General features: G+C 67.6%; 11 protein-coding genes. 6 read left to right on the plus strand and 5 right to left on the minus strand.

Annotation, left to right across the window (positions count from 1 at the left end; genetic code table 11):
* Positions 1-51: 51 nt before the first annotated feature.
* Entirely contained in the window at positions 52-372 is a 321-nt protein-coding gene (gene trxA / locus ABD719_RS10255; RefSeq protein WP_192123273.1) for a thioredoxin TrxA, read from the plus strand.
* A 196-nt stretch (positions 373-568) separates the two neighbouring features.
* Here the strand turns inward: trxA and argJ are convergent, their stop codons facing one another.
* Positions 569-1,795 (minus strand): bifunctional glutamate N-acetyltransferase/amino-acid acetyltransferase ArgJ, encoded by a 1,227-nt coding sequence (argJ, locus tag ABD719_RS10260; RefSeq protein ID WP_344693275.1) that lies wholly within the window; start codon positions 1,793-1,795, stop codon positions 569-571.
* Between the two features lie 437 nt (positions 1,796-2,232).
* Between argJ and ABD719_RS10265 the strand changes: the two genes are divergently transcribed.
* Entirely contained in the window at positions 2,233-2,550 is a 318-nt protein-coding gene (locus ABD719_RS10265; protein WP_344693276.1) for a hypothetical protein, read from the plus strand.
* A gap of 84 nt (positions 2,551-2,634) precedes the next feature.
* Complete coding sequence (gene secA, locus ABD719_RS10270; protein WP_344693277.1) at positions 2,635-5,379, plus strand: preprotein translocase subunit SecA; 2,745 nt, start codon at positions 2,635-2,637, stop codon at positions 5,377-5,379.
* A gap of 240 nt (positions 5,380-5,619) precedes the next feature.
* Here the strand turns inward: secA and rimO are convergent, their stop codons facing one another.
* Positions 5,620-6,951, minus strand: a complete 1,332-nt coding sequence (gene rimO / locus ABD719_RS10275; protein ID WP_344693278.1) for a 30S ribosomal protein S12 methylthiotransferase RimO — start codon at positions 6,949-6,951, stop codon at positions 5,620-5,622.
* A gap of 69 nt (positions 6,952-7,020) precedes the next feature.
* Here rimO and ABD719_RS10280 point away from each other — a divergent pair, with 69 nt between their 5' ends.
* Positions 7,021-8,106, plus strand: coding sequence for an anhydro-N-acetylmuramic acid kinase (locus ABD719_RS10280; RefSeq protein ID WP_344693454.1), 1,086 nt, complete (start codon positions 7,021-7,023; stop codon positions 8,104-8,106).
* 90 nt (positions 8,107-8,196) lie between these two features.
* Entirely contained in the window at positions 8,197-8,340 is a 144-nt protein-coding gene (locus ABD719_RS10285; RefSeq protein WP_344693279.1) for a hypothetical protein, read from the plus strand.
* A gap of 10 nt (positions 8,341-8,350) precedes the next feature.
* On the opposite strand, the gene ABD719_RS10290 is transcribed toward ABD719_RS10285, so the two are convergent.
* The 3 genes from ABD719_RS10290 to ABD719_RS10300 all read right to left on the minus strand — a co-directional run bounded on the left by ABD719_RS10290 (position 8,351) and on the right by ABD719_RS10300 (position 11,539).
* A complete protein-coding gene (locus ABD719_RS10290) occupies positions 8,351-8,665 on the minus strand; it encodes a hypothetical protein (RefSeq protein WP_344693280.1) in 315 nt (104 codons plus the stop codon).
* Between the two features lie 68 nt (positions 8,666-8,733).
* Positions 8,734-9,303 (minus strand): CHAP domain-containing protein, encoded by a 570-nt coding sequence (locus ABD719_RS10295; protein WP_425567152.1) that lies wholly within the window; start codon positions 9,301-9,303, stop codon positions 8,734-8,736.
* 61 nt (positions 9,304-9,364) lie between these two features.
* Positions 9,365-11,539 carry a S9 family peptidase gene (locus ABD719_RS10300; protein ID WP_344693281.1) on the minus strand — a complete coding sequence of 725 codons (2,175 nt, stop codon included), beginning with the start codon at positions 11,537-11,539 and terminating at the stop codon, positions 9,365-9,367.
* Positions 11,540-11,688: 149 nt separating this feature from the next.
* Here ABD719_RS10300 and ABD719_RS10305 point away from each other — a divergent pair, with 149 nt between their 5' ends.
* Positions 11,689-13,035 carry a TldD/PmbA family protein gene (locus tag ABD719_RS10305; protein ID WP_344693282.1) on the plus strand — a complete coding sequence of 449 codons (1,347 nt, stop codon included), beginning with the start codon at positions 11,689-11,691 and terminating at the stop codon, positions 13,033-13,035.

A 13,035-nucleotide genomic window follows, 5' to 3' on the forward strand; every position in this document is an offset into this window, starting at 1 on the left:
GAGCGGGACGATCCGGCACCCTAAATCGTCCGGCGAAGGAGTATCACGATAATGGCAACCAAGCAGATCACCGACGCCAGTTTCGAGGCTGACGTGCTGAATTCCGACCGCCCGGTGCTGGTCGATTTCTGGGCGGAATGGTGCGGCCCGTGCAAGATGATCGGCCCCTCGCTGGAAGAGATTTCCGAGGAGCTGGGCGAGCAGGTGACGATCGCCAAGCTGAACATCGACGACAATCCCGACGCACCGGGCAAGTACGGCGTGCGCGGTATCCCGACGATGATCCTGTTCAAGGGCGGCGCCCCGGCCGCGACCAAGGTCGGTGCGGAGCCCAAGGGCCGGTTGAAGGCGTGGTTGCAGGGCGAGCTGTAGGCGCCAGCGACCAGAGTCTCTGAATTCAGCTTTTCTTCCCAATAGAATACACTTCCCCGGCGGGGGCCGGGGTCCAGTTGGGCAAATGCTGGTAAACGGTCAGCAAGGCTTTCCCAACTGGGCCCCGGCCGCCGCCGGGGAAGAAGAGCCAAGGTAGAAGGACAGGCTTCCCGGGACAATCCGGGAAGGGAACCGATCAGCTGCGATAGTCGGCGTTGATCGAGATGTAGCCATGGGTCAGATCGCAGGTCCACACTGTGGCGCTGCCCTCGCCCAGGCCCAGATCGACGCCGATCTCGATCTCGCTGCCCTTCAGGTGTGCGGCCACCGGCGCCTCGTCATAGCCCGCCACGGCTAGCCCGGCTTCGGCCACCTGCGTGGCGCCGAAGCGGATCGACAGGCGGTCGCGCTCCGCCGGTTCGCCGGCCTTACCCACCGCCATGACGATCCGGCCCCAGTTCGCATCCTCGCCCGCAATCGCGGTCTTCACCAGCGGCGAGTTGGCGATGCTCATCGCGATGCGGTGGGCGCTGCGGTCGTTGTCGGCACCGGTGACGGCGATCTCGATCAGCTTGCTTGCCCCCTCGCCGTCGCGGACGACGAGTCGGGCGAGTTGATGGCACAGGTCGGTGAGGGCGGCGCGGAAGGCGTCGGCCCCCGTGCTGTCGTCGTCGACCAGCGTCGCATTGCCCGCCGCGCCGGTGGCGAACGCCAGCACCGTATCGCTGGTCGAGGTGTCGCCATCGACGGTGATGCACGAGAAGGTGCGGGTATTGGCGGCGGTCAGCATCCCTTGCAGGAAGGCGGGGTCGACGCTGGCGTCGGTGAAGATGAACCCGAGCATCGTCGCCATGTCCGGCGCGATCATCCCCGACCCCTTGATGATCCCGACCAGCGTCACGGGCCGGCCATCGACGATCGCGGTGGTCGTCGCGCCCTTGGGATAGGTATCGGTGGTGCCGATCGTCTCGGCCGCCGCCTGCCAGTCGCACGGCGTCGCGACGAAGGCCGCGTCCAGCCCGGCTTCGGCGCGGTCGATCGGCAGCGGCACGCCGATCACGCCGGTGGAGGCGACGAACACGTCCGACGGCTGGCACCCGGCATGGGCGGCGGTGCGCGCGGCGATCGCCTCCACTGCCTGTCGGCCTCGATCGCCGGTGAAGGCGTTGGAATTGCCCGCGTTCACCACCAATGCCCGTGCCTGACCCAGCACCAGCGCGCGGCGGCACCATTCCACCTCCGGCGAGGGGCACCTGCTTTGCGTCAGCACGCCCGCGACCGCGGTGCCGGGGGCGAGCGTGACGAAGGTCAGGTCGCAGCGATCCCATGTCTTGTACCGTGCCCGCGCGACGCGCAGCGCGACGCCGGCGACCGGCGGCATGGCGGGGAACGGCAGGGCGAGGGGGGAGATGGCGTGGCTCATAACCGGGGGCTTTGCGGGAAAGGACGGGCGGTGGAAAGTCTCAAAAGTCGCATCCTACAGGGGTCCGCCAAAGGGGAGGTGTGACTTTCCGGGGACGACGCGGCGGACATGACCGATCCTTGCCATGAAGGCCGTTTGTAGGACAGCGTCGGCCCGAATCCACGTTCGATTTCCGGTGCCGGAGTGTGTGGGTTCACGCAAAGAGGCGAAGGCGCGAAGAGGGGGGTGTTCGCGCAGAGGCGCGGAGGGCGCGGAGGGCGCGGAGGGCGCGGAGGGCGCAGAGAAAGCCCCGCCCGCGTCAGCTGCCCCCTCCATCACCCGGTCGAGACGCGAAAGCCGCTGCGCGGAAAGAGGTGCAGAGGTCGCAAACGATATCTCGGCGCCCTCTGCGCCTCTGCGCGAACCCACCTTCTTCCTTCGTGTCTTCGCGTCTCCGCGTGAACCATCTTCCCACGCCCCGCGGGATGGACTGTTTCGCCCATGCTCCCTATGTCCGGGCGCGCATGAACCTGTTGCTGCTCCTGTCTGCCCTGTTGTCCGCCCTGACCGGGATCGGCGGCAGCGTGCGGTCGCCCGACGTGGCGCAGGCGGTGGCGGGGCAGTCGGTCGTCGCGGCGGCGACGACGGCGCGGCGCGCGGTGCCGACGCACCGGCCGGCCGATATGGTGCCGGAGGGGTCGCGAATCGCGGCCGTCGTCACGTCATGGTCGCTGTCGCCGACGCAGCCATTCTGGGCGGCACGCCGCCGCGAATAGCGGGCGGACGCCTTCACCCTGTCTTCAGCGGTGGCCTCTATACGGGGCGGGCCGCGCTTTTCTCGTTATCAGGAACCCGCCCACATGTTCGGTGGCCTCGCCAAATCGCTCTTCGGGTCGTCCAACGACCGGTACGTCAAGTCGCTCAACCCCATCATCAACAAGATCGCCTCGTTCGAGCCGACGTTGCAGACGTTGTCCGATGCCGATCTCGCCGCGCAGACGGTGAAGTTCCGCGCCCAGCTGGCGGAGGGCGCCAAGCTCGACGACCTGCTGCCCGAGGCGTTCGCGACGGTGCGCGAGGCGGCGCGGCGCGTGCTGGGCCAGCGGCATTACGACGTGCAGATGGTCGGCGGCATCGTGCTCCACCGCGGCGAGATCGCCGAGATGCGGACGGGCGAGGGCAAGACGCTGGTCGCGACGCTGGCTTGTTACCTGAACGCCCTGCCGGGCAAGGGCGTGCATGTCGTCACGGTCAACGACTATCTCGCCAGCCGCGACGCGACGTGGATGGCGCAGGTGTACGGTTTCCTGGGACTGACTACCGGCATCATCGTGCCGAACCTGACCGACGAGCAGCGCCGCGCCGCGTATGAATCGGACATCACCTACGCGACGAACAACGAACTCGGCTTCGATTACCTGCGCGACAACATGAAGTACGAGCGCACCGGCATGGTGCAGCGCCCGTTCAACTTCGCGATCATCGACGAGGTCGATTCAATCCTGATCGACGAGGCGCGCACCCCGCTGATCATCTCCGGCCCGACCGACGACAAGTCCGGCCTGTACAAGCTGGTCGACGCGGTGGTGAAGCAGTTCGCGCCGGAGGATTACGAGAAGGACGAAAAGCAGAAGTCGATCATCCTGACCGAGGACGGCACCGAGCGCGCCGAGCGGATGTTGGAGGCGGCCGGGCTGCTGGAAGGCGACAACCTGTATGATTTCGAGAACACGCAGGTCGTCCACCACCTGAACCAGGCGCTGCGCGCGAACATGATGTTCAAGGCGGACACGGACTACATCGTCAAGGACGGCAAGGTCGTCATCATCGACGAGTTCACCGGGCGGATGATGGACGGGCGCCGCTGGTCCGACGGCCTGCATCAGGCGGTCGAGGCGAAGGAGGGCGTGAACATCGAGCCCGAGAACCAGACGATGGCCTCGATCACCTTCCAGAATTATTTTCGCATGTATCCCAAGATCGGCGGGATGACCGGCACCGCCGCGACCGAGGCGGCCGAATTCTACGACATCTACAAGATCAACGTCGTGTCGATCCCGACCAACGTACCGGTGCAGCGGATCGACGAGCAGGACGAATTCTACAAGGACACGCAGGACAAGTTCCGCGCGATCGCCAAGAAGATCGCCGAACATGCCGCGCTGGGCCAGCCGGTGCTGGTCGGCACCGTGTCGATCGAGAAATCGGAACTGCTGTCCGAATTCCTGACCCAGGAGAATGTACCGCACAAGGTGCTGAACGCGCGCTATCACGAGATGGAGGCGCACATCGTCGCGCAGGCGGGCCGCAAGTCCGCGGTGACGATCGCGACCAACATGGCCGGGCGCGGCACCGACATCCAGCTGGGCGGCAATCTCGATTTCCGCATGTCGGACGAACATGCCGATCTCGATCCCGGCACCCCCGATTACGAGGCGGTGGCCGAGCGGGTGAAGGCAGAGATCGTGGTCGAGAAGGCCGAGGTGCTGGCGGCGGGCGGCCTGTTCGTGCTGGGCACCGAGCGGCACGAGAGCCGGCGGATCGACAACCAGCTGCGCGGCCGATCCGGCCGGCAGGGCGATCCGGGGCTGTCGCGTTTCTACCTGTCGCTGGACGACGATCTGCTGCGCATCTTCGGGCCGGACACGCTGTTCGCCCGGATGATGCGGTCGAACATGGACGATGGCGAGGCGATCGGCAGCAAGTGGCTGAGCAAGGCGATCGAAACCGCGCAGAAGAAGGTCGAGGCGCGCAATTACGACATCCGCAAGCAGGTCGTCGAATATGACGACGTGATGAACGATCAGCGCAAGGTGATCTACGAACAGCGCGCCGACATCATGGATGCCGAGACAGTCGGCGACATGGTGAGCGACATGCGCGCCGAGACGGTGAACACGATCGTCGGCGATGCCTGCCCGCCCAACTCCTATCCCGAACAGTGGAACGTGGAGGGGATGAAGGCGCAACTGGCGGACGTGCTGAACCTGTATCCGCCGATCGACGACTGGTTGCAGGAAGAGGCGATCGATCCCGAACTGGTGACCGAGCGCGTGCAGGCCGAGGCGGATGCCGCGATCGCCGCCAAGGCCGCCGATCTGGAGCCGGAGACATGGGTGCAGATCGAGAAGTCGATCCTGCTCCAGCATCTGGACCATCACTGGAAGGAGCATCTGTCGACGCTGGATGCGCTGCGTCAGGTGGTCCATCTGCGCGCCTATGCGCAGAAGACGCCGCTCAACGAGTACAAGCAGGAGGCGTTTTCGCTGTTCGAGCGGATGCTCGACAATATCCGCGAGGATGTGACGAAGACGGTGGCGCATGCCGACTTCCAGTTTCAGGCGGCACCCGAACTGCCGCCGCTGCCCGATTTCATCACCACGCATTTCGACCCGTTCACCGGCGAGGACGACAGCAACGACATCGATGCGGGATCGCGCGGTTACGTGACGACGCAGTTGCCGCCGCTCCAGATGGTGCGGCCCGAGGCGCAGGACATGGGCGAGGACCCGGCCGAATGGGAAGGCCGCGTCAACCGCAACGCGCCGTGCCCCTGCGGGTCGGGGCGCAAGTACAAGCATTGCCATGGTGCGGTAACGGGGTGAGGTGATCCGGGCGCGCCGGCTTCGTCGTGGCGAGGTGATCCGGCGCGTCGCGTGTGCGGCCGCTGGATTGCCGCGTCGCTTCGCTCCTCGCAATGACGGAGGAGGGCAGCCGTTGTATTCGAAACGGTGCGGGTTTCAGGATCGACCTGTCCGTTCCGTCATTGCGAGCGTGGCGAAGCAATCCAGGAACCTGCGCGTGTGACGCTCTGGATTGCTTCGCTACGCTCGTAATGACGGCGTTTAGACCGGCACGCCATACAGGTCGTGGTCGTCGGCATCCTCGATCGTGACGGGGACGATATCGCCGACCGTCAGATGGCCGGCATCGCGCAGGAAGACCTCGCCGTCGATCTCCGGCGCGTCGGCGGCGGAGCGGCCGGTGGCGCCGCCTTCCTCGTCCACCGCGTCGACGATCACCGACAGGGTGCGGCCGACCTTGGCGGCGAGCTTGGCGGCGGAGATCGCGGCGGTCTTCGCCATGATGCGCTGATAACGCTCCTCCTTCACCTCTTCGGGCACCGGATCGGGCAGCAGGTTGGCGGTGGCGCCCTCGACCGGCTCGAACCGGAAGGCGCCGACGCGGTCGAGCTGCGCCTCGTCCAGCCAGTCGAGCAGGTACTGGAAGTCCTCCTCGGTCTCGCCGGGGAAGCCGACGACGAAGGTGGAGCGGATCGCGATGTCCGGGCAGATCTCGCGCCAGCGGTGGATGCGGCCCAGCACCTTGGCGTCGTTGGCGGGGCGCTTCATCCGCTTCAGCACCGCGGGCGCGGCATGCTGGAACGGGATGTCGAGATAGGGGAGGACCAGCCCCTCGGCCATCAGCGGGATGACCTGATCGACATGGGGGTAGGGGTAGACATAGTGGAGCCGCACCCAGGGCGCGATCCGGCCGAGTTCACGCGCCAGATCGGTCATGTGCGCGCGAACCTCGCCGCCGCCCTTCAGCGGCCATGACGCGTGGCGCAGATCGACGCCATAGGCGGAGGTGTCCTGGCTGATGACCAGCAGTTCCTTCGTCCCCGCCGCGACCAGCTTTTCCGCCTCGCGCAGGATTGCGTCGGGCCGGCGGCTGACGAGATCGCCGCGCAGCGAGGGGATGATGCAGAAGGAGCAGCGGTGGTTGCAGCCCTCCGAAATCTTGAGATAGCTGTAATGGCGCGGCGTCAGCTTCAGGCCGGCGTCGGGGATCAGGTCGAGATAGGGTGACAGGTTGGCGGGCGCGGCGGCGTGGACCGCTTCCACCACCTGTTCGTACTGGTGCGCGCCGGTGACGGCCAGCACCTGCGGGAAGCGGGCCCGGATCGTCTCCGCCTCCTTGCCCATGCAGCCGGTCACGATGACGCGGCCGTTTTCCGCGATCGCCTCGCCGATCGCCTCCAGGCTTTCCTCCTTCGCCGAATCGAGGAAGCCGCAGGTGTTGACCAGCACCACGTCCGCGCCGGCATAATCGGGCGACATCTGGTAGCCGTCGGCGCGCAGCTGCGTCAGGATGCGTTCGCTGTCGACGAGGTTCTTCGGACAGCCGAGCGAGACCATGCCGACGCGCGGCGGGGTGGGGAGTATCGTTGCCATGGGAGCCGAAGCACATAGTGCGGAACGCGCCGATTTGCCAGCGTCGCGCTTTTATGCTCCGCAATGACCATGCTTGCCATCGGTCTCATGTCAGGAACCTCGCTCGACGGCATCGATGCCGCGCTCATCGATACGGACGGCGAGGGGATGGTGCGCCCGGTCGCGTTCCGGGGCGAACCCTATTCGGATGCGGCGCGCGAGCAGCTGGCGACGGCGACGGTGATCGCGCTGACCTATGACCGGCCGCGCGCCAGCCCGCCGCTGATCGAGGCGGCGGACCTGATCACCCGCGCCCATGCGATGGCAGTCCACAAGCTGCTGCGCGAGGCGCAGGTGGCGCCGGAGGCGGTCGGCGTGATCGGGTTCCACGGGCAGACGGTGGCGCACCGCCCCGATCGCGGCTGGACATGGCAGATCGGCGACGGCGCGGCGCTGGCGGCGGCATGCGGGATCACCACCGTGGCCGATTTCCGCAGTGCCGACGTGGCGGCCGGCGGGCAGGGCGCACCGCTGATCCCGATCTATCACGCCGCGCTGACCGCCGGGCTGGCCCGGCCGGTGGCGGTCCTGAACCTGGGCGGGGTGGGGAACATCACCTTCATCGGGGCGGACGGCACGCTGGTGGCGTTCGATACCGGGCCGGCGAACGGGCTGATCGACCATTGGGTGGGGGAGCAGACGGGCGCGCGCTACGATGCGGGCGGCGGGCTGGCTGCGGCGGGGCGCGTCGACCAGACGGTGCTGGGTGGGATGCTGGACCATCCCTTCTTCGATGCGCCCGCGCCCAAATCGCTCGACCGCAGCGACTTCACCATCCAGCCGGCGCGCGGGCTGTCGACGGCGGACGGCGCGGCGACGCTGACCGCGTTCACCGCCGAATCGGTCGCGCTGGCCCTGCCGCATCTGCCGGCCCGCCCGGCCCGGTTGCTGGTGGTCGGCGGCGGCCGGCACAATCCGGTGCTGATGCGGATGATCGCCGACGCCACCGGACTGGTGGTGGAATCCGGGGATTCACTGGGCTGGAACGGCGACGGGGTGGAGGCGGAAGGGTTCGCCTATATGGCGGTCAGGCGCCTGAAATCATTGCCGATCAGCTTCCCCGGCACCACCGGTGCACCGGTCGCGATGACGGGTGGTGTCGTCCATCCCGTATGATCCACGCCCCGTCGATGGCCACCACATTAATCATGGACTAACGGCTGTCATCGTATAACCCAGATCAACCACGCACCGGGAGGTTGATCGTTGGAATCTGATCGCCGTTATTATGCCCGTCGGCTCATCATCGAGCGCGCCGCCGCGCAGCGCGCGCTGACGGTGGAGGCGCGCGAGCGTCGGCTGCAACTGGTGGAAACCTACGAGCGCAAGCTGGAGGCGCTGCGCGCCTGACCGGCCGGGTTCAGTTTCCCGAACGGGGGCGACCGGCTCCGGCGCCGGGCATACCGACATCCCGGCGCACGACCAGCGGATCGGGGCAACCGTCCTTCGAGCGATAGACCGTCTTGATCTCCGTAGCGGGGGGCATGTCGCCAAGTTTCCCGAACGTGCCCGTCTGCTTCCCCTTCACCTGCACACGATCGCCCTTACGGCATTTTTCGGGCAGCGTGCCGGGATTGGGCATCGTGGTGACGGGAAGGTCGGTGGCGATCCGGGCCGGGGCGGTGGCGGGCGACAACGTGACAACGGCCGCAGCGGCAACGAGCATCAGGCGCATGGAACTTCTCCCGGAGACGATGGGGCATCCTATCTCCGCCGGGAACCCCGGGTCAATCGGGCGGACCGTCAGCGGAGCGGGCGGGCATCCGGGACATAGGCGTCGATCAGCGCGCCGACATCGTCGGGATGCGCGCCGGTGAGTTCGGGGGCGGCGCGCCCCTGCGCATAGATGAAGCCCTGTACGGGATAGATGCCGCCGCCCAGCCCGTCATTATCGCGGTACCAGACCTTTACCGACGACCAGTCGTTGCCGGGCGACACGTCGTACAGCGTGACATCCTGTTCGGCATGGCCCCGCTCGCCATTCTGGCGCGACCAGTTGGCGTGGGTCAGCATCAGCACCCGCTTCTCGACGATGCGGCTGACCACCGCGACATGGCCCATCGGCAATCGCGGCGTCTTGGCAAAGACCATCACCGATCCGACGCGCGGGCGATGGCCACGATCGTACCGGCCGGCGGCCTGATCCCACCAGGTCCAGGCATTGCCATAGATTTGAATGCCGGAGGCCGCGCGCGCGAAGGGGACGCATTCGCCGACATAATCGAGCAGCGACTGTGCGGATGCCGGTGCCACGACGGCCAGCGCCAGCACGGCGGGGAGCAGGGAGCGGCGGAACGATCGCATGGCGTGCATTATAGGCGGGTTCGCGTGAACCGGGCGTGGCCGTGGCCCGTCCACCGCCCCGTCGTGCCGCTCACCCGGCGACGCCCAGCTGCTGGAGCATGAACGCCTGCCATTCCGCATTCTGCCGGAAGCGTTCGAACCGGCCCGACTTGCCGCCATGCCCCGCCTCCATGTTGATGCGGAACAGCAGGGGGTTGGCGTCGGTCTTCAATTCGCGCAGCTTCGCGACCCATTTGGCCGGCTCGTAATATTGCACCTGACTGTCCCACAGGCCGGTGCCGACATACATCGCCGGATACGCCCTGGCCGTGACGTTGTCGTAGGGGGAGTAGCCGAGCATGTAATCGTAATAGGGTTTCTGCGCGGGGTTGCCCCATTCGTCATATTCGAAGGTCGTCAGCGGGATCGACGCATCGAGCATCGTCGTGACGACATCGACGAAGGGGACCTGCGCGATGATGACGCGGTAGTCGGCGGGCGCCATGTTGGCGATGCCACCCATCAGCAGGCCACCGGCACTGCCGCCCATCGCCGCCACCCGGTCCTTCGCGGCATATCTTTGCGCGACCAGATAACGGGTCACGTCGATGAAGTCGGTGAAGCTGTTCCTCTTGTTCAGCAGATGGCCGTCGTCATACCAGCCGCGCCCCATTTCCTGGCCGCCGCGGATATGCGCGATCGCGAAGACGACGCCGCGATCGAGCAGGCCGATCCGCCCCGGATCGATTCCCGGGTCCATCGAGATGCCGTAGCTACCATAGGCATATTGCAGCAGCGGGGCGGTACCGTCGCGCTTTACGCCCCTGGCATGGACCAGCGAGACGGGGATGCGCGTACCGTCGCGCGCGGGCGCCCAAACGCGTTCGGTGACGTATTTCGCGGGATCGTAGCCGGGCACGGGCGCGACCTTCAGTACGCGGCGTTCGCCGGTGCGGGCGTTGACCTCGTAGGTGGTGGTCGGCGTGACCAGCGAGCCATAGGTGTAGCGGACCCATGGCGTATCTGGTTCCTCGTTGACGTCGAGCGCCATGCGATAGCCGGGCTCGTCCGCCTTTACCGCCTGCGATGCGCCGGCATCGGTCAGCAGCCGGATCATGCGGTTGCCGCCCTCGCGCTGGTCGACCGCGACGAAGCCGGCGAAGGGGCGGAAATCCTCGATGAACACGGTGTCGCTGGCCGGCGTCAGGTCGCGCCAGCCAGCGGTGCCCCTCGCCATGTCGGCATCGGCGATGGTGACGAGCTTGTAGTTCTTCGCATCGCGGTTGGTCCGCACGATCCATCGACCGCCCAGGTGATCGGCGTGATAGCGGAATTCACGGGCGCGGGGGGCGATGACGGCGAAGGCGGCGGGTGACGTGGCCGCGCCGGCGACCGGGGCGCAACGCTGTTCGTCGCTGACGGTGGATTGCACCCCGATGCAGACGAAGCGATCGTCGGCGGTGCGGGCGATCCCCATTTGATAGGTGTCGTCCTTCTCCTCGTACAGCAGCCGGTCGGTGGTGGCGGGCGTGCCCAGCACATGCGCCTTCACCCGGTAGCCGCGCAGCGTGACGGGGTCCTTCTCGACGTACAGCACGGTGCGGTCGTCCGCCCAGACGACATTGGGTTCGATATTGGCGACGGTATCGGTCGTGATCCGGCCGGTGGCGATGTTCTTCACCTTCAGCGCAAATTGACGGCGGCCAACGATATCCTCCGCCCAGGCGATCCGCGCATCATCGGGGCTGACCGCATAGTCGCCGATCGAGAAATAGCTGAGGCCCTTCGCCATCGCCGGCTGGTCGAACAGGATTTCGGCAGGTGCGGTGACGCTGCCCTTGCGACGCTCGACGATCGGATAGTCCGCCCCGGTCTGGTAGCGCGAGCCGTACCAGTAGCCGTGCTTGCGATAGGGGACGCTGCCGTCGTCCTGTTTGATGTGCGCGACCGTCTCGTCATAGAGCCGGGTCTTGAGCGGGGTGAGCGAGGCTAGCCGGGCATCGGCCCAGGCGTTCTCCGCGGCAAGATAGCCGAGCATGTCCGGGTTCTTGCGGGTATCGTCGCGCAGCCAGTAATAATCGTCGTTGCGCGCTCCGTTGGGGGACGCGACCTGATGCGGACGTTTGGCGGCGCGTGGCGGGGCATCCGTCTGCTGCGCCGAGGCCGCCCCTGCGATCAGCCCCCCGATCAGCCCCCCGATCAGCGACGCGGCGAGCGCGCTTCCCGCCATGCCCGTTACCGCCGGTCTGCTGCGCCGCATCGTCATCCCCGATCACCCCTTTTCGCCGGCGGCAGCGTAGCGTCAGGATATCGCGTCGCGCAACGGCCGTTCGCGACGCCATCGGCGGCGGTTGCAGATCCCCGACCGGGCGGCGGCGGTTGCACGGGGGCGGGTGCCCCCCTAAGTCCGTCGGCATGCTGGATATCGATCAGGCGCGTGCGCGCGCGCACGACATCGTCGCCCGTGCCACGGCGGGCGGGGCGGACGCCGCCGATGCCGTGTTCGCGGCGGATGCCTCGCTCGACGTGTCGGTGCGGCTGGGCCGGCTGGAAGATGTCGGCCGGTCGGAAAGCGCCGAACTGGGCCTGCGCGTGTTCGTGGGCCAGCGGTCGGCGAGCGTATCGACCTCCGACCTGTCAAGTGACGCGCTCGATACGCTGGTCGAGCGGGCGGTGGCGATGGCGCGGGAAGCGCCCGAGGACCCTTGGGCGGGGCTGGCGCCGGCGGAACGGCTGCTGCACGGCGCACCGCCGCTGCTCGGGCTGGACGATGGCGGCGATGTGTCGCCCGAGGCGCTGCGCGATGCGGCCCTAGCGGCGGAAGCGGCGGCGCGCGACGTGCCGGGCGTGACCAACAGCGAAGGCGGCGGCGCCAGCGCGTCGCGCTCGGTCTGGGCGCTCGCGACCTCGACCGGCTTTGCCGGGGCCTATGCCGCGACGGGGTACGGCGTGTCGGCCAGCGTCGTGGCGGGCGAGGGCGGATCGATGCAGCGGGATTACGCGCATCACGCCGCGCGCCGCCGTGACCAGCTGGACGATCCTGCCGGCATCGGGCGCGAGGCGGGCGAGCGCGCGGTGGCGCGGGTCGGCCCCGGCCGGCTGACCAGCGGAGCGATGCCGGTGGTGTTCGACCCACGTGTAGGTTCCTCGCTGATCGGCCATCTGCTCGGCGCGATCGGCGGATCGGCGATCACGCGGCGGACGTCGTTCCTGCTCGATGCGCTGGGCACACCGGTGCTGCCCGCCGGACTGTCGTTGCGCGACGATCCCCACCGCCCGCACGGGCTGCGATCGCGCCCCTTCGACGGCGAGGGGCTGGCGGTGTCGCCGGTCGCGATCGTCGAGGACGGGGTGCTGGAGACATGGCTGCTCGACAGTGCCGCCGCGCGCCAGCTGGGGCTGGAGCCGACCGGCCATGCCGCGCGCGGGATCGGCGGCGGGCCGGGGGTGTCGGCGTCCAACCTGTATCTTGACGGGGGCCATGTGCCGGTCGACACGCTGCTCGCCGAGGTGGGCGAGGGCGTGTACGTGACCGAGCTGATCGGGCAGGGGGTGAACGGCGTCACCGGCGACTATAGTCGCGGCGCGGCCGGTTTCCGTATCTCCGGCGGCGTGATCGGCGAGCCGGTCGCCGGCTTCACGATCGCGGGCAATCTGCGCGACATGCTGCTGGCGATCACGGCCGGCAACGATCTGCAATTCCGCTTCGGCACCAATGTGCCGACGCTGCGGGTGGACGGGCTGACCGTCGCGAGCGGCTGA

Origin of the sequence: Sphingomonas cynarae, assembly GCF_039537815.1 — a bacterium.
Taxonomy (GTDB): Bacteria; Pseudomonadota; Alphaproteobacteria; order Sphingomonadales; family Sphingomonadaceae; genus Sphingomonas; species Sphingomonas cynarae.